Source organism: Mesorhizobium sp. M1217 (assembly GCF_040318275.1).
In the GTDB taxonomy this organism is placed as follows: Bacteria; Pseudomonadota; Alphaproteobacteria; order Rhizobiales; family Rhizobiaceae; genus Mesorhizobium.
Window position 1 is genome coordinate 1 of the sequence record NZ_JAMYMA010000022.1, and the last position, 21,371, is coordinate 21,371.

At 62.7% G+C, this 21,371-nt stretch carries 24 protein-coding genes; 10 read left to right on the plus strand and 14 right to left on the minus strand.

Going from position 1 to position 21,371, the window contains the following annotated elements:
- The first annotated feature begins 30 nt into the window (after positions 1-30).
- Positions 31-501: a gamma carbonic anhydrase family protein gene (locus NKH37_RS28510; protein ID WP_502906009.1), complete on the plus strand. Its 471-nt coding sequence runs from the start codon at positions 31-33 to the stop codon at positions 499-501.
- A 217-nt stretch (positions 502-718) separates the two neighbouring features.
- Here the strand turns inward: NKH37_RS28510 and NKH37_RS28515 are convergent, their stop codons facing one another.
- From NKH37_RS28515 to NKH37_RS28525, 3 genes are all read right to left on the minus strand, one after another.
- Entirely contained in the window at positions 719-1,324 is a 606-nt protein-coding gene (locus NKH37_RS28515; RefSeq protein WP_023717460.1) for a transglutaminase-like cysteine peptidase, read from the minus strand.
- Positions 1,325-1,546: 222 nt separating this feature from the next.
- Positions 1,547-2,164 carry a PilZ domain-containing protein gene (locus tag NKH37_RS28520; protein ID WP_023717461.1) on the minus strand — a complete coding sequence of 206 codons (618 nt, stop codon included), beginning with the start codon at positions 2,162-2,164 and terminating at the stop codon, positions 1,547-1,549.
- A gap of 116 nt (positions 2,165-2,280) precedes the next feature.
- On the minus strand, positions 2,281-2,919 hold the full coding sequence (locus NKH37_RS28525; protein ID WP_023717462.1) for a PAS domain-containing protein: 639 nt from the start codon (positions 2,917-2,919) through the stop codon (positions 2,281-2,283).
- 392 nt (positions 2,920-3,311) lie between these two features.
- Here NKH37_RS28525 and NKH37_RS28530 point away from each other — a divergent pair, with 392 nt between their 5' ends.
- From NKH37_RS28530 to NKH37_RS28545, 4 genes are all read left to right on the plus strand, one after another.
- The gene (locus NKH37_RS28530) at positions 3,312-4,082 is read left to right on the plus strand and encodes a rhomboid family intramembrane serine protease (RefSeq protein ID WP_353006541.1); all 771 of its coding nucleotides are present in this window, start codon (positions 3,312-3,314) and stop codon (positions 4,080-4,082) included.
- Between the two features lie 100 nt (positions 4,083-4,182).
- Complete coding sequence (locus NKH37_RS28535) at positions 4,183-4,614, plus strand: CBS domain-containing protein (RefSeq protein ID WP_023717464.1); 432 nt, start codon at positions 4,183-4,185, stop codon at positions 4,612-4,614.
- A gap of 190 nt (positions 4,615-4,804) precedes the next feature.
- Entirely contained in the window at positions 4,805-6,304 is a 1,500-nt protein-coding gene (gene gatB, locus NKH37_RS28540) for an Asp-tRNA(Asn)/Glu-tRNA(Gln) amidotransferase subunit GatB (protein ID WP_352484544.1), read from the plus strand.
- A 1-nt stretch (position 6,305) separates the two neighbouring features.
- The gene (locus tag NKH37_RS28545) at positions 6,306-6,794 is read left to right on the plus strand and encodes a GNAT family N-acetyltransferase (protein WP_023717466.1); all 489 of its coding nucleotides are present in this window, start codon (positions 6,306-6,308) and stop codon (positions 6,792-6,794) included.
- Positions 6,795-6,810: 16 nt separating this feature from the next.
- On the opposite strand, the gene NKH37_RS28550 is transcribed toward NKH37_RS28545, so the two are convergent.
- The 5 genes from NKH37_RS28550 to NKH37_RS28570 form a co-directional block, all read right to left on the minus strand.
- Positions 6,811-7,152, minus strand: coding sequence for a hypothetical protein (locus NKH37_RS28550; protein ID WP_353006539.1), 342 nt, complete (start codon positions 7,150-7,152; stop codon positions 6,811-6,813).
- A gap of 150 nt (positions 7,153-7,302) precedes the next feature.
- On the minus strand, positions 7,303-8,514 hold the full coding sequence (locus tag NKH37_RS28555; RefSeq protein ID WP_353006536.1) for a hypothetical protein: 1,212 nt from the start codon (positions 8,512-8,514) through the stop codon (positions 7,303-7,305).
- Positions 8,515-8,623: 109 nt separating this feature from the next.
- Positions 8,624-8,962 carry a hypothetical protein gene (locus NKH37_RS28560; protein ID WP_353041997.1) on the minus strand — a complete coding sequence of 113 codons (339 nt, stop codon included), beginning with the start codon at positions 8,960-8,962 and terminating at the stop codon, positions 8,624-8,626.
- A 94-nt stretch (positions 8,963-9,056) separates the two neighbouring features.
- Positions 9,057-10,457 carry an ArnT family glycosyltransferase gene (locus tag NKH37_RS28565; RefSeq protein ID WP_353006533.1) on the minus strand — a complete coding sequence of 467 codons (1,401 nt, stop codon included), beginning with the start codon at positions 10,455-10,457 and terminating at the stop codon, positions 9,057-9,059.
- A 207-nt stretch (positions 10,458-10,664) separates the two neighbouring features.
- Positions 10,665-11,825, minus strand: coding sequence for a helix-turn-helix transcriptional regulator (locus NKH37_RS28570; protein ID WP_352515793.1), 1,161 nt, complete (start codon positions 11,823-11,825; stop codon positions 10,665-10,667).
- A gap of 245 nt (positions 11,826-12,070) precedes the next feature.
- On the opposite strand from NKH37_RS28570, the gene NKH37_RS28575 reads away from it, so the two are divergent.
- The 3 genes from NKH37_RS28575 to NKH37_RS28585 all read left to right on the plus strand — a co-directional run bounded on the left by NKH37_RS28575 (position 12,071) and on the right by NKH37_RS28585 (position 13,571).
- Complete coding sequence (locus NKH37_RS28575; protein WP_352484551.1) at positions 12,071-12,469, plus strand: NADH:ubiquinone oxidoreductase subunit NDUFA12; 399 nt, start codon at positions 12,071-12,073, stop codon at positions 12,467-12,469.
- A 158-nt stretch (positions 12,470-12,627) separates the two neighbouring features.
- On the plus strand, positions 12,628-13,110 hold the full coding sequence (locus tag NKH37_RS28580; RefSeq protein ID WP_353006530.1) for a DUF2155 domain-containing protein: 483 nt from the start codon (positions 12,628-12,630) through the stop codon (positions 13,108-13,110).
- A gap of 92 nt (positions 13,111-13,202) precedes the next feature.
- Positions 13,203-13,571 carry a hypothetical protein gene (locus NKH37_RS28585; RefSeq protein ID WP_023717474.1) on the plus strand — a complete coding sequence of 123 codons (369 nt, stop codon included), beginning with the start codon at positions 13,203-13,205 and terminating at the stop codon, positions 13,569-13,571.
- A gap of 112 nt (positions 13,572-13,683) precedes the next feature.
- Here the strand turns inward: NKH37_RS28585 and aat are convergent, their stop codons facing one another.
- From aat to NKH37_RS28615, 6 genes are all read right to left on the minus strand, one after another.
- On the minus strand, positions 13,684-14,301 hold the full coding sequence (gene aat, locus NKH37_RS28590; protein ID WP_023717475.1) for a leucyl/phenylalanyl-tRNA--protein transferase: 618 nt from the start codon (positions 14,299-14,301) through the stop codon (positions 13,684-13,686).
- A gap of 15 nt (positions 14,302-14,316) precedes the next feature.
- Positions 14,317-15,660, minus strand: coding sequence for an acetyl-CoA carboxylase biotin carboxylase subunit (gene accC / locus NKH37_RS28595; RefSeq protein ID WP_352484553.1), 1,344 nt, complete (start codon positions 15,658-15,660; stop codon positions 14,317-14,319).
- A gap of 19 nt (positions 15,661-15,679) precedes the next feature.
- Positions 15,680-16,138: an acetyl-CoA carboxylase biotin carboxyl carrier protein gene (accB, locus tag NKH37_RS28600; protein WP_023717477.1), complete on the minus strand. Its 459-nt coding sequence runs from the start codon at positions 16,136-16,138 to the stop codon at positions 15,680-15,682.
- A gap of 26 nt (positions 16,139-16,164) precedes the next feature.
- Positions 16,165-16,599: a type II 3-dehydroquinate dehydratase gene (gene aroQ / locus NKH37_RS28605; RefSeq protein WP_352484554.1), complete on the minus strand. Its 435-nt coding sequence runs from the start codon at positions 16,597-16,599 to the stop codon at positions 16,165-16,167.
- A 163-nt stretch (positions 16,600-16,762) separates the two neighbouring features.
- Positions 16,763-17,566 carry a DsbA family protein gene (locus NKH37_RS28610; protein WP_353006524.1) on the minus strand — a complete coding sequence of 268 codons (804 nt, stop codon included), beginning with the start codon at positions 17,564-17,566 and terminating at the stop codon, positions 16,763-16,765.
- Positions 17,567-17,636: 70 nt separating this feature from the next.
- Complete coding sequence (locus NKH37_RS28615) at positions 17,637-19,031, minus strand: M48 family metalloprotease (protein WP_353006521.1); 1,395 nt, start codon at positions 19,029-19,031, stop codon at positions 17,637-17,639.
- Between the two features lie 146 nt (positions 19,032-19,177).
- On the opposite strand from NKH37_RS28615, the gene NKH37_RS28620 reads away from it, so the two are divergent.
- Entirely contained in the window at positions 19,178-20,326 is a 1,149-nt protein-coding gene (locus tag NKH37_RS28620; RefSeq protein ID WP_353006518.1) for a pyridoxal phosphate-dependent aminotransferase, read from the plus strand.
- Between the two features lie 11 nt (positions 20,327-20,337).
- Positions 20,338-21,303, plus strand: a complete 966-nt coding sequence (locus NKH37_RS28625; protein ID WP_353006515.1) for a glutaminase — start codon at positions 20,338-20,340, stop codon at positions 21,301-21,303.
- Positions 21,304-21,371 lie beyond the last annotated feature (68 nt).

A 21,371-nucleotide genomic window follows, 5' to 3' on the forward strand; every position in this document is an offset into this window, starting at 1 on the left:
CCCCCCGACTTCCCCCCCCCCCACCCCACGTTGCGCCCCCCCCCCCCCCCCGGTCGCGCAAATTCCCGGAGCGCCCACATGGCGGGTTGGGGGGGGGGCGCGGCCCCCGCCGCCCCCCCCGAGCCGATCGTCATCGGCGCCGACACCAACGTGCAGGAGCACACCATCATGCACACCGACGCCGGCTTTCCGCTGACCGTCGGCCAAGGCTGCACGATCGGCCACCGTGCCTTGCTGCATGGCTGCACGATCGGCCACAACAGCCTGATCGGCATGGGCGCCATCGTGCTGAACGGCGCGAAGATCGGTAACAACTCGCTGGTCGGGGCTGGTGCACTGGTCACCGAAGGCAAGCAGTTCCCCGACAATTCACTGATCGTCGGCTCGCCCGCGCGCGTCGTCAGGACGCTCGACGAAGCCGCAATCGCCAGGCTGCGCGCCTCTGCCGCGCATTATGTGGCCAACGGCAGGCGGTTCAGGGCTGGGTTGAGGAAAGTGTAGCGCCGGTCAGTGAAGGCCGCCTATCGCAAGCCCAGAAATGGTGGAGCCGGCCCGGGGACGGGGCCGGCTCCTAAACCCGGTCGTTGGGGACGGGGAGGGTGGGGACTCGACCGGGTTTCTCCTAAAGCGCGAAGTCATGCGACGCACTTAACCTCTGTTTATGCATGTCGTTATCCCAAAACCGCTACGCACTTTTGGGCGACATGCATTGGCGTCCTCAGCGGACGCTGGCGACCGCGTCGGAGCGGCCGTCGTTGATCGTTACCCAGGCGCCGGAATTGCGGTCGGACTGGCGCTTCAGGTAGGTGTAACTGGTCTTGGTCCAGGACAGCACCTTGGGCTGGAGATTGTCGAGGATGAACTCTCCAAGGCTGGTGCGCACGGTCAGCACCGCATGGCCGTCGCCGTTGCGCTGGCGCACCACCGTCATCAGCAGATCGCCGGCCGGCACGCCCATGCTCATCAGTTCGCGGCGCTTTTCCAGCGCATAGTCCTCGCAGTCGCCGAAGCCTTTGGGAAACGACCAGACTTCTTCCTTGCCCCACATTTCCATGTCGGTGCGCGGCGCGACCCTGCTGTTGACCGAATTGTTGATCTTGACGATCGTTGCCCACAGCTTGCGGGTGAGTTCGACCGGTGCGCGGTTCGGCGTCCTCTGATTGCATTCCTGCGGAATCTGCCGGCACAATTCGTAGTGACCGACCGGCTGCGTGGTGCGGCCGCCGGTATGCATGAACGCCGGCTCCGCCGCGCTTGCAATCCCCCAGCCGAAAAGCTGCATCGCTATTGCCGCCAGCAACAGCTTGCCCCTCATCCTTTTCATTATTCAGTCTCCCCGTTTGAGGAGACAATGACACGGCTGGATTTATTTGACGCAAAAGCGCGAAGTAGACATTAAGTAAAACTCCAATAGAATAAACATAAAATTTGATGAAATTGAGTATAGAATTATTTAAGGATTCTAGCCGGGTGCATTCCCATGCTTCGTCGCACCGTTCGAACTGCTAGGATGGCAATCCTTCGCGATGGTGCTAAAACTTCCGCGTCAGCCGCGCGGCGAGCTGAATTCGGTGTCGAGCGTTTCCGGCCGCTGGACGACGGCGAACTCGATGGCGACGCCATCTTCGAAATGGCGAACAACCTGGCCGCGCATGGTGCCCAGCGTCACCTGGACGCCGATGGCCGGCTTGACGTCGATCTCGATCGCGGCGCCCGACAGCGACAGATCGATGATGCGGCACTGGTACTGCCGTCCGTCAGCAAGTTGCAGCACGCTCGTCGGGTTGCGCGGTGCCACGCGTTCATGGCGGCGGTCTTCCGGCAGGTCGAGCTCGTGCTTATTGGCAAGCCAGGTCAGTTGCGCGGCGAGCTTGTCCCGCTTGCGGTCCGACGCGATGACGGTCATCGCAAAGCCATCCTGCAAAGTGCGGGTGATGACGCCTTCGATGCGGCCGATGTGATCGATGTAGGCAATGACCTTTTCACCCGGCAGGCCGGCGCGCTCGGTGCGCAGTGCGACGTTGCCGGGCGACATGTCGACCACCTGGCAGGGATGTTCGGTGCGGTCTTCCAGCATGAAACGTCCGTAAATCTTCACGCGGACGCGCTGAAAGTTACGCCTTTCAGCTTGGGACGGCGCATGGTCGACCGCCGCTGACCTCATGACTGCCATACCCCGTTCGGCATTCCGCGCATGGATGCGGGGAATTTCAGCGGAAAACTACAACAAAGCAGGTTAACAAAGGGGAAAGCCCGGCACTGTTGCTTTAAGCTTTGGCATCATTCTTCGCGTCCGCCGTCGAAGACGACCAGGTGACGGATGCGACGGGCCTGGCCGAGCGCCGAAATCGTCTCGGGCGGGTCGAATTCCGATGGGGCGAGCGAGGGAACTTCGATCGCCGGGCGGTTCTTCAGGAACATCGGCTCCTTGTCGGGATCGACGACACGGATCGAATCGATCAACGCGTCGAGAACCGGGTCGGCGCCCAGCCAGAAGGGCTTTTCAACGGCGCTTATCACGCCGAGGCAACGCGGACTCTCGACACCGCCGTCGAGCGGCAGTGCGAGCAGCTCGAACCTGTTGGAACGGCCGTTGCGGCTGAAACCCTCATAGGTGATGAGCACCACCGATTTCAGGTCGAAGACGCCATCGGTCAGCTTCGAGATCAGCCGCTGGTCCTTCTCGCGCCACAGCGAAGGGAATGAAAACCCCTTGAGTTCACGGCCATAGACTGCGCAAAGCCTGGTGCCGGCGAGCCGGAACACCGCTTCGCCGCGCGTGTCCTTTTCCAGGATGAACGTGTCGGCCAGCAGCGACTTGATGTCGGCCGGTTCGACTTCCGAGCGCTTCGGGGCAGGGCGTCCGTCACGCAATCGGTTCCAATAATGGAACAGCGTGATCGATCCGGTCTGGTTCATGCTAATGCTGCTCCGCGCATTCTGTCTTCTGATGTCCCATCGGTGAACAGAAGGGCGCCCTCCGAAGACCTACATGCGTTGCGGAGCAGGATGCGTGCCAGCATCGTTAATACTTGTTCACGGGTCGGGGCGGTTAAGGTTAACAACTGGTTTACGTTGCGCGCCGGCCAGGCCTGTGGCACACCAAAACCACTCCAGAAGCGGTCGTTTTGCGACGATCGGCGGCACTTCAGTCAAGAGTTCAGGGGGAGCAAGGGGGCTCGACCAGCCGTTCAAGGGAAACCTTGGACGGCTTCTTTTTTGATTCGGGGCTCCTGATTCGCCGTTTGTGATTCGGTTGGCCGTGATCTACATGCTCGCGAAGTCCAATCCAGCGACTGAGTGCAAGCCATATGAGCGACCCAGAAAGCCCACCGGATATCGAGCAGGGCGAGAGTGGGCCTGCCGCCCGCGAACCGGAGCAGCGCCGTGAACCGGTGTTCAACCTGCCGCCCGTTGTGCTGGCGGTGATCGGCATCTGCGTCGCCGTCCATCTGATCCGGGTCTATTGGCTGACCGACGACCAGGACTTCGAACTGCTTGTCCGGGCAGCCTTTGTGCCGATCCGCTACTCCGGCCGCTTCGACTTGGATTTCTTCGCGTTTTCAAGCCCATTTACCTATGCCTTCCTGCATGGCGGCTTTGCCCATCTTGCCATCAACATGGTGTGGCTTGCGGCCTTCGGCTCACCGCTGGCCAACCGCTTCGGTGCGCTGCGCTTCAGCCTGTTCTTCGCCGCGACCGGATTGGCGGCGGTGGCACTGTTCTGGGCCATGCACCCGCTTGGCGAGGCGCCGCTGGTCGGCGCCTCCGGCGCGATTTCCGGCATGATGGGTGCGGCGGCGCGCTATGGCTTCCGCATCGACCGCTCGTCGGGCAAGGCCGCCTTCGCCGGCCAGCCTTTGCCGATGGCGGCGGTGCTGCGCTCGCGCGGCGTCGTCACCTTTCTCGCCATGTGGATGGTGATCAACCTGGCGACCGGCCTCTTCGGCCTGGCGCCCGGCATTGACGGCCAGATCGCCTGGGAAGCCCATATTGGCGGCTTTCTTGCCGGCTTCTTCGGCCTGCGGTTCTTCGATCGGCGAGAGCAGGCGCTCCAACAGGCGGACGAGCCGGACACCTGAGACCTCCGCACTTGAAATGAAACCGATCGCGGCGCACCATGTTCATACTAGGGAAAGCCGGCCAAGGCAGGAGCCGGCAGGAAATGCAGAGGAGGACGTCATGACTGTTAAGGCAATTCTCGAGGCAAAAGGCCACGACGTGGTGACGCTCGGGCCGAACGAAAAGCTCAGCGAAGCCATCCGCATGCTTTCCGAACACAGGATCGGCGCGCTGGTCATCACCAACGGCGATCACAAGATCGTCGGCATTCTTTCCGAGCGCGATGTGGTGCGGGTTCTCGCCAAGGAGGGGGCGGCGGCGCTCGACCTTGCCATCCGCTCGGCGATGACGCCCAAGGTGAAGATCTGCAATGAGAACCACACCGTCAACGAGGTCATGGAGATCATGACCAAGGGCCGCTTCCGCCATCTGCCGGTGGAAAAGAACGGGCTGCTCGACGGCATCGTGTCGATCGGCGACGTGGTCAAGCGGCGCATCGAGGATGTCGAGCGCGAGGCCGAGGAAATCAGGGCCTATATCGCCACGGCATAGGTGAGGGCGGCCGGGTTGCCGGCCATTGAATTTTTTCAAGCTGCTATAGCAGTCCATCGCGGCAGGTGCGGGCCTGTGCCGCGTCGGCGCCCGCGGCTTTGCGCTTGTCTCTCTTGGCGGTTTGCACTAGCGAAGTTGCACATCAAAATATGCGTTCTCGCATATCCGCAATTCCACTATGCAGGCCACTATGACCCTCATCGATACCCGCACGCCCGACGCCAAGCGCCTGGTTCCCGGCGCCACCGGCGACTGGGAGATCATCATCGGCCTCGAGGTCCATGCGCAGGTGACCTCGCAGGCAAAGCTGTTTTCCGGCGCCTCGACCATTTTCGGCGCCGCGCCCAATGCCAATGTCAGCCTGGTCGACGCGGCGATGCCCGGCATGCTGCCGGTCATCAACGAGGAATGCGTCAAGCAGGCGATCCGTACCGGGTTGGGCCTGAAGGCTGAGATCAACCACAAATCGGTCTTCGACAGGAAAAACTATTTCTATCCCGATCTGCCGCAGGGCTACCAGATCTCGCAGTTCAAGCAGCCGATCGTCGGCGAGGGCAAGGTGATCGTCTCGGTCGGCCCGGATCGGCAGGGCGAATTCGAGGACATCGAGGTCGGCATCGAGCGCCTGCACCTGGAGCAGGATGCCGGCAAGTCGATGCACGACCAGCATGCGACGATGTCCTATGTCGATCTCAACCGCTCCGGCGTGGCGCTGATGGAGATCGTCTCCAAGCCCGATATGCGCTCCGCCGATGAAGCCAAGGCCTATGTCACCAAGCTGCGCACCATCGTGCGCTATCTCGGCACGTGCGACGGCAATATGGACGAAGGCTCGCTGCGCGCCGACGTCAACGTCTCGGTGCGCCGGCCCGGCGGCGAATTCGGCACGCGCTGCGAGATCAAGAACGTCAACTCGATCCGTTTCATCGGCCAGGCCATTGACTATGAAGCGCGCCGCCAGATCGCCATCCTCGAGGACGGCGGCAGGATCGAGCAGGAAACGCGGCTGTTCGACCCCAACAAGGGTGAGACGCGCTCGATGCGCTCCAAGGAAGAAGCGCATGACTACCGCTATTTCCCGGATCCCGATCTTCTGCCGCTGGAATTCGACCAGGCCTATGTCGACGAGTTGGCAAAGGACCTGCCGGAACTTCCCGACGCCAAGAAGGCGCGGCTGATCTCGTCGCTTGGCCTGTCGACCTACGATGCCTCGATCCTGGTATCGGAAAAGGCGGTCGCCGATTATTTCGAGAAGGTGGCGGCTGGGCGCGACGGCAAGCTCGCCGCCAACTGGGTCATCAACGACCTCCTGGGGGCCTTGAACAAGGCCGGCAAGGATATTGAAAACGCTCCTGTTTCGCCCGACCAGCTTGGTGCCGTCATCGACCTGATCAAGGAAGGCACCATCTCCGGCAAGATCGCCAAGGATCTGTTCGAGATCGTATGGAACGAGGGCGGCGATCCGCGTCAGCTGGTCGAAAGCCGTGGCATGAAGCAGGTCACCGATACCGGCGCCATCGAAAAGGCGGTCGACGAGGTGATTGCGGCCAACCCGGACAAGGTCGAGCAGGCGCGTGCCAAGCCGACCATGGCCGGCTGGTTCGTCGGCCAGGTGATGAAGGCAACCGGCGGCAAGGCCAATCCGCAGGCGGTCAACGAGCTGGTCAAGGCCAAGCTCGGGATCGAGTAGGATGTTCGTCCGCACCGCCGGCGAGCGCGATCTGGCGGCGGTGCGCGCATTGCTGATCGAGACATGGCATGCCACCTATGACGCCATCTACGGCGCGGCGCGGGTTACCGAAATCACCGATGAATGGCATTCGATCGCCGCGCTCAAAGCACGGCTGACGCGGCCGAACTCGGAGTTCCTGGTCGCCGACGACGGCAAAAGCATCGGCGGCATGGCTTTCGCCGCCGCCACCACGGATGCCAGGATCGTCATGCTGAACCAGCTTTACGTGCATCCGGCCTGGCACAGGCAAGGCATCGGCCAGGCGCTGCTGGACGAGATCGAGGCCAGCTTTCCGGAGGCCCGAACGCTACGCGTCGAGGTCGAGGAAGCAAATGCCCCGGCCATCGCCTTCTACCGCTCGAGAGGGTTCTTGCCCGCCGGCAACACGGCCGATTGCGGCGGCGCCACAGGGTTGCCGGCGCTGGTTTTGGAGAAGGCGATCGGCTAGCTCGTTCGCCTGACGCTCAGTTGCGTTTCACAGGCAGGTTGGAGCAGCCGGCGGCGAGAAACTCGCACGGCAGGCTGCCGCCGCCGCCCGACGTGTGCGGGGGCGTAGCGGCTTCGATTTTTTCGACCTCGTAATATTTCGAGGTGACACCCCATTTTTTGACGCCTTGGCACGTCGAGCGCACGCCAACCTCCGTCGCCTTCACCGCCGTCTTGTAATAGGTGGTGATCCGGCAGGATTGGCTGACCGGCAGCGCGTTCGCCGGGCTCGTGATCGGCGGCACGAGGTTCGGGAAAGCAAGCAGCGAGATTGCCGCAATGATCCGGGCGGCGGGCATGGTATGGCGAAGGTGCAGCATCGTTTGTCTCCATCGATGGCGCCGCTCGCTCGTGGCGAGCGGCGCGTTTGTTCCCGCAAGATCAGGCCATGAAGCAGGCGCTGCCGCATCTGCCGCGCGGGGGATGGCGGCAGCGGTCCGAACCGCCGCCGTCATCCGCGAGCCGCCGCGTCAGGGCGTTTTCGGCTTGATGAGCTTCTCTATCGGAACAGCGACTTTTGGTGGCCGGACCGTACTGGCTCCACCGCCGACGGCCAGCCCGCCGCTGTTGAGATAGCGCACCGTATAGTGCAGCTCGTAGCCCGGAACTCTGATCCATGTAGGCTTGTGATTGAACTGGTCCGGAGGCCTCGAATACCACTTCGGGATCTGCATGATCTTGGAACCGGCACCGAATCCCGCACTCTTGGCCGCTACCGCGAAGGCGCTGTCTCTGGGATCGTTCGGCGGCTGGTCGACATTGCCGATGACGACCAGCGAATCGTATTTTCGCGCGTCGAGCCTGAGTGCGGGAAGGTTCAGCGCAGCCACGTCGCCTTCGCGCATCGTCAGCGCCTTCTGAAGGCCGTCCTCATTGGCGTAGACATTGAGGTTAATGGCCTCGGATTCCGCATAGACCACATTGTTGTGGAAGTCGCGGGCCGCCAGACGCGTGAGGCTGTCGAAGGTCACTTCAACCGTCGGCTTGGCTATGGCGTCCGTCACAATCAGGTTGCGTCGCGGCACCGTCCAGAAGATGAGATCGTCGCCGGTGGCTTGCGTGCCGGCATCGGACCCGTCGATTGCCGAGCATTTCGAATTCGGAACCGGCGTCGTCACCGGCAGGGGTGCCGAAAACGAGCTGCGTACCTGGGCATCGATGTAGTTGCCGATGTTGAAAACATCTTCGAGGATGTTGCCGCCTTCGAAGCTCGCCGGGCCGGGTTGCGAGCGGATGATGACCTGGCTGGAATCGGTCTGCCAGCGGCTGCAGAAGACGTTGACGTCTATGGGAATGCCGATGTGACGGTCGGACGTCAGCGGGATCGAGACCTTGATGGTGAGGATATAGGGAACTTTGACAAACCAGCTGTTCGGCTGGTTCAGCATCTGCGTCGCAAAGCGCGACGGCCGCCATTGCTTCAGCGATTCGATCGATGCGCGCGATGATCGTCCCTGGGCGGCTAGCTGTGCGTTGGTGGCGTCGACCTTGGCCTGCGCCAGGTTGCGGACGGTGTTGGTGATCAGGAACACGCCGAGTTCGGCTTTGCAGGGCCTGTTCGATTGTGTGGGGTTGCATGGGGCAAGTGCCGCACTGGCAACCGGCGGCCCCGAAGGCGGCGGCTGGGCGGCCGCGGTGGCCGCCATCAGACCGAAGAACAGCATCGTGCAGGTTTTCAACATGGTATCCTCGCTCTGTCGTTGGAAACCACCCTCCGGCTAGACAGCAGCATTTGTCCGCTGGCGGTTCATCGCCCGCACGGGGGATGAACCGCGAAAACATCGGGCGGGCCTAGCGACGTCGGGCCGCCGTCCTTTCGGCTTGGATGGCTACTGCTTCACGACGCCTTTGGTCGTCGCCTTCGGCGCGACGACCTTGGGCTTGGGGGGTTTTCGGACCTGGGTCGACTACCAACGCGGCCGTGCACGAGCATTTGCCCGAACCGCAATTCAGGTCGCCCTTGCACATTTTCGAATGCCGCATGTCGGTGCAGTCGGCGGTCCCGGAGCAGGAGCAACTGCCTTGCCCGATCGTACCGGACTGACATTTGAAGCTCCATGCCGGATCGGCAGCAACGCCGGCCACAGCGAGCGATAAGACAAAAAGCGTCGTCGAGATGAGCTTGCGCATGAATACCTCCCGGTTCAATCGAGCGATGGAACCACGGAGCAGCAACGCCTTCATCTCCCGTGCGGGAGATGAATTGGCAAACCGGTAACGATCGTCAATGCTGTCCCTTCAGCACGACGAGATAGCTGCGTTCGACGCGAAGCCGGAACGCGATTTGCCCTGCGGTGCCGGGATCCTTGGAAACCTTGTCGATGACATAGCCGCTGGGATGCGAGCCAAGCCATTCTTCCGGTTTGTCGGTGGTTTCGAATGGCTTTTGCAACCGGGCCAGGAAGCCGACTTCGCCTTGATAGTCGAAAGCCACGGCCCAGTCCGCATCCTTTCGCTCGTCGACGAAGTTGGCGAGCGGCGTCAGGTCATAGCGTTTGAACGCGGTTGCCGATGCCACCGCATGGCCGATGCCGAAAATGACAAGCATGACGACGGCCGAGCTTTTCAGCCTGGCGAGCGGGATCTCCGCCATGAAATACCCGAACAGGATGGTCACGAACGGCAACATCGGCACGACATAGTGGGGCTGCTTGCCGGATATCGCGCTGAACGCCAGCAACACGGCAACGAACGAGAACGACAGTAAGCGCAAGGCGCGCAGATCGGGCGACTTCGTCTCGATCAGGCTGCGTATCCGCGTGCGCAGCTTCAATCGCCATACCTCGGGTATAAAAATCCACGGCATGAACATGACCGGCAGCAGCAGCAGATAGAAGTAGAACGGCCGGCCGTGCGAATTGCGCAAATTGCCGGTGACGCGCCCCGCCGATTGGTTCCAGACCAGATCATAGACGAAACTGCCCTTTGTCAGGATGGTCGCCGGCACCAGCCAGATCGCCACCGGAATTAGCGCGGCGAGCACTGCCAGGCCCACTCCAACGAGGAAGTTCGGTGTCGCCAGTCCCGCCCGCCGGTCGCGCCAGAACGGGTAGAACAGGATGGGCGCGCCGATATGGATGAGCACCACCGGGCCTTTCGTCAGCACGCCCATGCCGATGAACAACCCGGCCAGAACGGCCTGCCAGCGGTCGCCGCTCCGGGCAAAGGCAATCAACGACAACAGCGCGGCGAGCACGAAGACCGTCAGCAACAGGTCGAACAGGATCAGCGTCGAATAGATGACGAACACGCTGCTTCCGACGACCAGCCAGGGGACGCGCCGTGCGATGTCGTCGCGGCCGGGAAACAGGGTCCTTGCCAAAGCCGTCGTCAGCCAGATGACGAGTGAGGAGGCGGCGAAGATGACCAGCATCGCCGCCGGCCGGCTGGCGCCGAAAACGGTCCAGACAAGGTCGATAAGCCAAAACAGCAGCGGCGGCTTCTGCAGATAGGGCGCGAAATTCATCGTCGGGACGAAGATCTGTCCGCTCAGATACATTTCCCAGGTGACGCTGAGATATCGCGTTTCGTCGACGGGCAGCAGTGGCCGGAAAGCGACCGCGATGACGATCAGCCCAAGCAGGAAAAGGTAGGGGAGCAGCCGCTCGGTAGATGTCGGTATCAAAGATCGAGATCCGCGCCAGAAACCATTTTCTTTCCAGCCGAGCATAGTGCCGCGTTTCTGGACCGCGAACGACCGCACCATGATTTTGGCCGAATTGCAACGATGCCGGTTTCGTTTTGCAGATTTTGCGGATGATGTTCTTAAAGGCTTGGAAAACTTACCGGCCGAGCCTTTTGGACCACGGCCGGTCCGGGGGATCTGCGCAAATCAACTGGAGCGCAACGGCGGCGACAATTCGCGCATCAAGAGTTCGAGCTCGCGCTGATCGCCGGTACCGGTCTTGTCGAAGATCGTCGCCAGCTGCGACTTGACGGTGCCGTCCGAGACGCCGCCGGCCGCGGCGATTTCCTTTCGCGTCAGGCCGGCGGCAACATGACCGGCGACGCGCCTTTCTGCCGCGGTCAGTCCGAACAGCGCCGCAATGGCGTCCAGCGCCGGGATTGGTGCCGAACCGGCCGCGGCGATGAAGATCGCCGCGGCGGCGCGCTGCGAGATACGCGCCGAGATTTCACGCCGCGCCAGCGGCATCACATGGGCCACCGCCGGAACGGCCGTCTTGGCCAGCGGAATGTTGATGCCGCAAGGTCCGAGCGCGAATTCGTCGCGCGTGCCGAGCTGGACGGCACGGCCGATCGCGGCATTGGCGTTGGCATAGGTGAAGGAAAGCTGTCCGCGCACGCAAGCGACCGAGATGTTTTCGGCGAGCAGCGCTTCGGCTGTCGGGTTGGCGAAGATGATGGTCATGTCTTCGGCGACGATCAGCACGGGATGGTCAAGGCTTTCGATGATGGAACGGAAGATTTCGGCCTTGCGCCGCTCCGCCTCGAACAGGTCGCCGATGGTCACCGCGCGCCGCACATGCGGCGCCAGCAGGCAGACAAGCTCGAGGTCCTCGCTGGAAATCTGGCGCCTGTCCTTGTCGGTAACCACCATCAGCGTGCCGATCCGGATCGGCCGCTTCATCAACGCCACCCAGAAGAAATCGTCCAGCCGGTTGGGTTGCACCCATTCGCGCACGATGCGGCTTTCGAGCCATCTCTGTCGCGTATCCGGACCTTGCAGGGCGTAGATCGAATCGACAGTGAACGGCACGTCGATCTCCATCTTGGGAACCGCCGCATAGAACGGCACTTGCGAGCCGTAGTCATGCTTCAACGGCTCAAGAACTGCGGGATCGCCGCAAGACACCGAAAACCGCGCGGAACTGCTGATCGTGTCGATGACGGCGAGCATGGCAAGCTGGCCTTCCGCCAGGCTGCAGATGGCCTCGAGTGTCGCTTGCCAGCGGCCGACGTCGGCAATCGAATCGTAGATCGCCTCAACGACCTGCGGCAATGCGCGACCGGCCGTGCCCGCCAGCGATGACATGAGCCCCTCTCATTTGCCGCCCTTGAGGCGACGAAGCATCATTCCTAGAATAACGCTGCGTAAGGTTGCCAACAACCCATTTCATCTGCTTCGCGCGGACGCGAGGATCGCATGAACGTATAGTTTGCCCGCCAGCCATTTGCTCGTCGGTTGCGGCAAGACCCTTGCCTTCGCAATGCCGTGACGCCATAAGCAGGAACAGGCGCCGCGAGGACTTGCTACAAGGACTTGCCACGAGGATTTGGATGAAAACTTTCCTTCTGCAGTTTTTCACCTGGTGGAACAGCCAGACGCTGGGAACGCGCTTCCACACCTGGCGGCACGGCAAGATGGTCGGGCAGGACGAGGTCGGCAACGTCTACTACGAGGGCGGCGTCGATTCGGAAGGCCGCACCCGCCGCTGGGTCATCTACCGCGACTATTCGGAAGCCTCGGCGATTCCGCCCGGCTGGCATGGCTGGATCCATCACCGTGTCGACGTTGCGCCGCCAACGGAAGACTACAAGCCCCGCGACTGGCAAAAGCCGCATGTGCCGAACCTCACCGGCAGCCCCGCAGCCTATCGCCCGAAGGGCTCGGTGCTGACCAACCAGCATCGTCCGCAGGTGACGGGCGACTACGACGCCTGGACGCCCGGTTCGTGATCGATCGCCGCGACACGCGCGCGGTTCCCACAGGCACCGTGTCCCCACGGGCGCGGTCCTTTGTCGCCACAATTGCTGTTTAGCTGTTTGCTGATCCGACAGCAGCAACTAGCCTTGGCGTTAAGAGAATCACCCGGGCGCAAACCACCGGACCTTGCATGAGCATGTTCAGCCGAATTTTGACGGGCGGATTAACCGCGGTCGTTCTCGCTTCTATGGTGGCGCTTGCTGCTGCGCAGGAGTTGGCGCCGCCTGCGCCGGACGCGTCGGTGGCGCCTGCAGCACCGGCAGTATCCGAGCGCATCACCAATCCCGTCGCTGAATTCGCCGGTATCGACAAGATCACCGGTCGCATCATCACTTTCGACGTCTATATCGACGAGACGGTGCAATTCGGCGCTTTGCAGGTGACGCCGCGCATCTGCTATTCGCGGCCCGAAAACGAAGAGCCGACGACGGATTCGTTCGTCGAGGTCGACGAGATCACGCTCGACCGGAAAATCCGCCGTATCTTCACCGGCTGGATGTTTGCCGAAAGCCCCGGGATCAACGCCGTCGAGCACGCCGTCTATGATATCTGGCTGAAGGGCTGCAAGCAGAAGTCCGACGTGCCGGCGCCCGCTGCCCCCAAAACCAACTAGAACCTGTCAGCGCGGCGGATAGATACGCCGCGTCTTGCGGAACCGCCTTGTTGCCTGAGCGTTGGGGCCTCTCTAGGGAGGAGGTTGCCATGATGATGGCCAACAAAAGCGAGCTTCTCGACATCGAAAAGGGATTCTGGACCGGCGACGCCGACTATTTCAAGGCCAACGCCGACACCGAATGCCTGGTGGCCTTCCCGCAGATGGCGCGGGTGATGAGCAACGCCGATCTGGCCAAAACCGCGACGGAGCCGAAGCGCTGGCGCGAGCTCGACATCGACCTCAAGGGCATCATCGAGCCCGGCAGCGACATCGTCATGCTGACCTACGAGGCGCGTGCGACCCGGCAAAATGGCGAAGCCTATGCAGCACTGGTCAGTACCGGCTATGTCCACCGCGTCAATGGCTGGAAGATGATGTTCCATGCACAGACACCGCTGGTGACGGCGACCAAGGGCTGACCGGCCGGTAGAGCAATTCCAGGAAAAGTGTGAACGGTTTTCCGTGCGGAATTGCGTCAAAACACAAAATAGACCGGTTCGGCGTTTCCGTGAAACGATGAACCGTTCTAGATCACGGAAAAAACACAGCCTCGCCCTTTAGCGCCTCGGCCAGCATCTTCTCGTACTTGCCACGTGGCACGTCGATTGCGCCGAAACGTTTGAGATGCTCGGTCGTGAACTGCGTATCGAGCAGCGCAAAGCCGCGCGCCTTCAGGCGCTCGACCAGATGAACCAGACAGGCCTTCGAGGCGTCGGTCTCCCTGGCAAACATGCTCTCGCCGAAGAACACCCGGCCGAGCGACACCCCGTAGAGCCCGCCGACCAGCCGGTCGTCGTGCCAGGCCTCGACCGAATGGCAATGGCCCATCCGATGCAGCTCGACATAGGCTTCGCGGATTGGTGCGTTGATCCAGGTCGACCGCCGTTCCTCGCGTCTTTCGGCGCAGGCGTCGATCGTCGCCTCGAAATCGAAATCGATGCGGAATTCGAACAGATCCTTGCGGATCGTCTTCCTCAGGCTCTTCGGGATGTGGAAACCGTCGAGCGGAATGATGCCGCGCGTCTCCGGCCGCACCCAGAACACCTCGGGGTCATTGGCATTTTCGGCCATCGGGAAGACGCCGGAGGCATAGGCTTTGAGCAACAGGTCGGTCGGGATGCGATAGCCGGGTGCGTAGGGGCGGGTCATCGCGTCGCCCCTGTGTCACTCGCCTTTGGCCAGATATTTTTCCAGCCAGTGGATGTCGTAGTCGCCATTGGCGATGTCGGCGTTGCCGACGAGGTCGCGAAACAGCGGCAGCGTGGTCTTGATGCCGTCGACCACGAATTCATCGAGCGCGCGTCGCAGCCGCATCATGCACTCGACGCGGTTGCGGCCGTGCACGATCAGCTTGCCGATCAGGCTGTCGTAGTAGGGCGGGATCTTGTAGCCGGAATAGACGCCGGAATCGACGCGGATGCCGAGGCCGCCTGGCGTGTGGAAGTGGGTGATGGTGCCCGGCGAGGGGGTGAAGGTGCGCGGATCCTCGGCATTGATGCGGCATTCGATAGCATGGCCGTGGAAGCGGATATCTTCCTGGCGCACCGAAAGCCCGCCGCCCGAGGCGACGCGGATCTGCTCGTGCACGAGGTCGATGCCGGTAATCGCCTCGGTCACCGGATGTTCGACCTGCAGGCGCGTGTTCATCTCGATGAAATAGAACTCGCCGTTCTCATAAAGGAATTCGATGGTGCCGGCGCCGGAATAGCCGAGATCGGCGATCGCCTTGGCGCAGACGCCGCCAATATGTGCGCGCTCCTCGGCATTGAGCGCCGGCGAGGGCGCTTCTTCCCAGACCTTCTGGTGGCGGCGCTGCAGCGAGCAGTCGCGCTCGCCGAAATGCACGCCGCGCCCGGCGCCGTCGCCGAACACCTGCACTTCGATATGGCGCGGCTTCTGCAGATACTTCTCGATATAGACGGCGTCGTCGCCGAAGGCGGCGCCCGCCTCCGAGCGTGCCGTCTGCAGCGCCACCTCGAGGTCGGCCTCGCTATGCGCCACTTTCATGCCGCGCCCGCCGCCGCCGGCCGACGCCTTGATGATCACGGGGTAGCCGATCTCGGCGGCAATGCGCTTGGCCTCCTTTTCCTCGGTGACCGCGCCGTCGGAGCCGGGTACCACGGGAATGCCGAGGCGCTTTGCGGTGCGCTTGGCCTCGATCTTGTCGCCCATGATGCGGATATGGTCGCCGGTCGGGCCGATGAAGGTGATGTTGTGCGCGGCGAGGATGTCGGCGAACTTGGCATTCTCCGACAAAAAACCGTAGCCGGGATGCACCGCGTCGGCACCGGTGATCTCGCAGGCGGCGACGATCTGGTGGATGTTGAGATAGGAGTCGCGCGACGGCGGCGGGCCGATGCAGACGCTCTCGTCGGCGAGACGCACATGCATGGCGTCGGCGTCGGCGGTCGAATGCACCACCACCGTCTGGATGCCAAGCTCCTTGCAGGCGCGCAGCACCCTGAGGGCAATTTCGCCGCGATTGGCGATGAGGATTTTCTGGAACATCTTTCGCCTGTTCCCGGCTCTACTCGATCACGACGAGCGGCATGCCGTATTCGACCGGCTGCGCATCTTCGAACAGGATCGCCGTCACCATGCCGGCGCGCGGCGAGGGGATCTGGTTCATCGTCTTCATCGCCTCGATGATCAGCAGCGTCTGGCCTTCCTTGACCTTCTGGCCGATTTCGATGAACGGCTTGGCGTCGGGCGACGGTGCCAGATAGGCGGTGCCGACCATTGGCGAGGCGACGGCGTTCTTCGACACGTCGGGCGTCGCCGGCGCGGCCGCTGCCGCAGGCTGCGCTGCTGCCGGGGCATAGGCTGGCGGCGCTGCGGCGATCGCATGGACGGCCGGCGCCTGCCGCGAGACGCGCACCTTCAGATCGCCCAGCTCGACCTCGATCTCAGTGAGGTTGGTGTCGTTCAGTATGCCCGCCAGGTCGCGGATCAGCTGCTGGTCAACACCGTTCTTCTTTATCGACATTTTCGAGCCTTCTGTTTGTTGGCCGGTCATAGGCGTGCAGCCAGCGCCTGCAGCGCCAGCGTGTAGCCGAGCGGCCCGAACCCGCAGATCATGCCGACAGCGACCGGCGCGACCATGGAGACGTGGCGGAATGGTTCCCGCGCGTGGATGTTGGAGAGATGCACCTCAGCGACCGGCAGCGGCGCGACGGCGCGGATGGCATCGTGAATGGCGATCGAGGTGTGGCCGTAGGCGCCTGGATTGATGACGATTGCGGCGGCCTTCTCGGCGGCCTCGTGGATCCAGTCGACGAGGTCGCCCTCATGGTTCGACTGGCGGAAATCGATCTCCAGCCCAAGTGCGGCACCCGCCTGCTTGCAGTCGTCGGCGATCGCCGCAAGCGTCTTGCCGCCATAGATGCCCGGCTCGCGCTTGCCGAGCGCGTTGAGATTGGGGCCGTTCAGGACGAAAACCGTTTTCAAAAAATGCCGACCTTTCCCGGCGCGGCTAAGCCGGCGCGCCGGACCCTCTATAATGGGCATAGACGCTGGCGAAAAGAGCGCAAGTGCGTTCTTTCGCCGTCCACAACAGCCGGAAAACGGCCCGCGCCGGAAACCCGCAGCCTGATCGAAACCCGAACGCTAATCAGAGTGCGGCCTTCGCCGCCTCGATCTTTTCGGCCAGCACTTCCTGGCCGAGCGCGCCGAACACAACCTCGTTGCCGACGACATAGGACGGCGTTCCGGTGATGGCGAGCTTGGTGGCAAGATCATAGGTCTTGGAGAAGGCCTCAGTGATGCTCGGGTCCTTCATCTTTTCGCGCAGCGCCGCCTCGTCGGCGCCGAGCGACAGCGCCACCTTGATTGCCGCCGCCTCGGTGGCGCGCCCCTGGCCGCCGAGCAGCGCGTTGTGGAATTCGCGGTATTTCTCCGGCTTCATCAAGTGGAAGGCCATCGAGACGACGCTCGCCTTCTGCGAATCAGGGCCGAGGATCGGGAATTCCTTGAGCACGAAACGCAGGTCCGGATCGGCCTTGGTCAGCGCGCGCATGTCATCGATGGCGCGTTTGCAGTAACCGCAATTGTAATCGTAGAACTCGACGATGGTGACCTTGCCGTTCGGATTGCCGACAACGCCGTCGAAGGCGGAGTTGAAAATCTGGTCCTTGGCGTCTTTGATGACGCCGAGACTGGCGACGCGCTGTTCTTCCTTCTGCTTGGCCTCGAGCGCCTGCTGGGCTTCCAGAAGCACTTCCGGGTTCTTCAGCAGATAGTCGCGGACGATGCCTTCGACTTCGGTGCGGTCGAGCTTGGTTTCCGAGGACGCCGTCTGGACAAGCTGCGCCGTGCCGGCCTTCGCCGTCTGCGGACTTCCGGCGACGAAGCCGAACGCCAGCATGGCGAGGGCGGCTGCCACTCCGGTAGTGCCCAGCAGAATTGCCTTGGTCATGATCCTCGATCCTCTAGCCTGTGTTCGGGTCCGCTCGGTTCGGCTGTGTCGCAGCGTGCGTCCGAAAGGTTCACTTCTTCTTACCTGATGGTGCGTAGTTTATAATGTCCTGCGCGCGAAGCCAGCCCGGCTCGCCCCGCTTCATGCTCTGCTGCGCCCGCATGGCGAAGATCTTCGCATTCTTGTAGTCGCCGGAATAGAAATGCCCTTCGGCGGTTGCAAGCTCGGCCGCCGGGATGTTGCCGAGTTCGCCATAGGCCTGTGCCAGATAGCGGTATCCGGCGGCGTTTTCGCGATCCCGCCCGAGGCCCGTGTTGATCTGCGCCACCGCCTTCTTCAGCGAATCCGGCGTGCCGATAGCCATCAGCGCCTGGCCGTACGAGACCGGCAGCAGCCCGGATCGCGCCGGATCGAGGCTGACCGACCTGGCATAGGCGTCCGCCGCATCCTTCGGCCTGTTCGCCTTCATCAGGATGTCGCCGCGCAATTCCTGGAAATAGGGATTTTTCGGCTGTTCCTTGATCAGTGCGCTGGTCTTGGTGAGCGCCGAGGCCAGATTGCCGAAGAGATAGCTCATCTGCGCGTCGCCATAGCGCGAGGCGAGGCTGCCGGGGTTCTTGCGCATCAATCGCGACGCGGCGGCCTGTCCTTGCATATAGGCGGCGATCTTGATGCGCATCATGTCGTGGCGCTGCTGCAGTGTCGGTGGGTCGACCTTGTCGAGGTAAGGGCTCTGCTTCACCAGCACTTCGAGATTGGCGATACGCTCCTGCGGCATCGGATGGCTGATCTTGTAGGGATCGACTTGGGCGCCCGAGAGCGACAATGCGTTCTGGAAACGGCTGAACGTCTTCAGCATGCCCATGCCGGACTGGCCGGTAGCATTGAGATAAGCGATTGCCGAGCGGTCGGCGGTCATCTCTTCGGTGCGCTGATAGGCGAGGATACTGCGTTGCGCCATCTCGCCGCCGCCGGCCATCACGCCCATGCCGGCCCCAGCGAGGCCGCGGCTATTGCTGGTGGCGCCGGCCACCATGGCGCCGGCGCCAAGCAGCGTCGCCAGGATTGCCATCGTCTTGGCGCGCTCGAGCTGTTCGCGCAACTTTTGCTGGTGTCCGCCGGCGATATGGCCGGCCTCGTGGGCGATGACCCCGATGATCTCGTTGGGCGTTTCGGCTGTCATCAGCGCGCCGGTGTTGATGAACATGCGGCGGCCAGCAACAAAGGCGTTGAAGCTCTGGTCGTTGACCAGCACGATGTTGATGGCGTCGCCCGATAAGCCGGCCGCTTTGAAGATCGGCCGTGCATAATCCCGCACCAGCGCCTCGATCTCGGCATCGCGCACCACCGGCACATTCTGCGCAAACGCGTTGACCGAGCCAGCCATGGCTAGCACCGCGGCAAGCGAAAGCGTCGCGAAGGCGCGCGCTGTCCTGGCGATCGTCGATCTGGGTCGGCTTAACATGGCAGGTCCACTGGTAGACGAGCGGGCGAAGGATGAAAAGTCGGCACCTTAAAACTTACCGAACTTGTGATCCCCACATCAATCGGGCATTTGTGCGGCGCGGCCTGCATGGCCGGCACGTGCGGACAAGTGTGGTGGATTGAAAAATGGTTGTTTCGCTTTCGCGCCGCGGCGCCGTCGAGCCGTTCCACGCCATGGACATCCTGGCCGAGGCGAATCGGCTGAAGGCCAAGGGCGTGCCGGTCGTTTCCATGGCAGTCGGCCAGCCGTCCGACCCGGCACCGGCCGGGGTTCGCGAAGCGGCGGCGAGCGCCTTGAAAGCAGGCCGCATCGGCTATACCGACGCGCTGGGCCTCGCCGGCCTGCGCAAGGCAATCGCGGCCCATTATGGCGAGCATTACGGGCTTGACGTGCCGCCCGAGCGGGTAGCCGTTACCACCGGATCGTCGGCTGCCTTCAACCTTGCCTTCCTGGCGATGTTCGATCCGGGCGACCGCGTCGCCATCGCCGCGCCGGGCTATCCGGCCTATCGCAACATCATGGCTGCGCTCGGCATCGACATCGCCGAGATCGAGCTCGACGGCGCCGCCTATCTTCATGCCGAGCACCTGAAAGCCGCGCACCGCGAAAAATCGCTGAAGGGCGTGCTGTTCGCCAGCCCGGCCAATCCGACCGGCGCGGTCATTCCCGCCGGCGATCTCGAGGCGCTGGTCGAGACGGCGCGCGAGCTTGGCATCGCCGTGATCTCAGACGAGATCTACCACCGGCTGGCCTATGCGGCGCCCGACACGACGGCGCTGTCTTTCGGCGCGGACGTGACGGTGATCAATTCCTTCTCGAAATATTATTGCATGACCGGCTGGCGCATTGGCTGGATGGTGCTGCCGCAGGATTTGGTGCGGCCGATCGAGCGCATCGCCCAGAGCCTCTACATCTCGCCGCCCGAACTGTCCCAGATTGCCGCGATCGAAGCGTTCAAGGCGACAGAAGAGCTGGAGGCGGTGAAGGCGCGTTACGCCTGGAACCGCGAGCTCTTGATGCAACGCCTGCCGGAACTCGGCTTTGCGCTTGCCGCGCCCATGGACGGCGCCTTCTACGCCTTCTGCGACGTCACCCGGCACACCAATGACAGCATGGCATTTGCGCGCCGGATGCTGGCCGATGCGCATGTGGCGGCGACGCCCGGCCGCGATTTCGATCCGCTGCAGGGCCATCGCACGATGCGCTTTTCCTACGCCGGCAGCCACGAGGATATGGTCGAGGCGATGGCGCGTATCGAACGCTGGCTGAAGTAGCGGGGACGACGATGCCGGAGCTTGAACAGGCGCCGCAACGCGGACAGGCGCCCCAACTTGGACAGGCGCTGCGCGAGGTCGCCGCCGAAATGGCGGAGCGTGCCGATCGCGGCGACGTTGCCAGCTATATTCCCCAGCTCGGCAAGATCGACCCGAAAAAATTCGGCATTGCCGCGGTGACCAATGACGGCCGCGTGCTGATCGCGGGCGACGCCGACGAGGCGTTTTCGATCCAGAGCATCTCAAAGGTGTTCACGCTGACGCTGGCGCTCGGCAATGTCGGCGATGCGCTATGGCAGCGGGTCGGACGCGAACCGTCGGGCAATCCGTTCAACTCGATCGTCCAGCTCGAGCACGAGAACGGCATTCCGCGCAATCCGTTCATCAATGCCGGCGCCATCGTCGTTTCAGACATCCTGCTTGCCGGCCATCAGCCGCGCGAGGCGATCGGCGAGATCCTGCGCTTCATCCAGTTCCTGGACGATGACGACACGATCATCATCGATCGCGAGGTCGCGGCGTCCGAACGTGCCACCGGCTTTCGCAATTTTGCGCTTGCCAATTACATGAAATCGTTCGGTAATCTCAATCACGCGCCGGAACTGGCGCTGGGCGTCTATTTCCACCATTGCGCGATCGCCATGAGCTGCCGGCAACTCGCCCTGGCCGGGCGCTTTCTCGCCAATGGCGGCAACAATCCGGCGACCGGGCATTCCGTCGTCTCGGCCGAGCGCGCCCGCCGCATCGGCGCGATGATGCTGACCTGCGGCCATTATGACGGCTCCGGCGACTTCGCTTTCCGTGTCGGCATTCCCGGCAAGAGCGGCGTTGGCGGCGGCATATTGGGGATCGTGCCGGGCGTCGCCTCGCTTGCGGTGTGGTCGCCTGGCCTCAATGCCAATGGCAATTCCAGGCTGGGCTCGATCGCGCTGGAGAAACTGGCGAAGATGATGAACTGGTCGATCTTCGCGCCATAGTGCCTGTCGCCTGGAATTGGCACGAAGAAATCCCGCGCAGCCAGTCAGCAGCGCGGGATTCTTTTAAT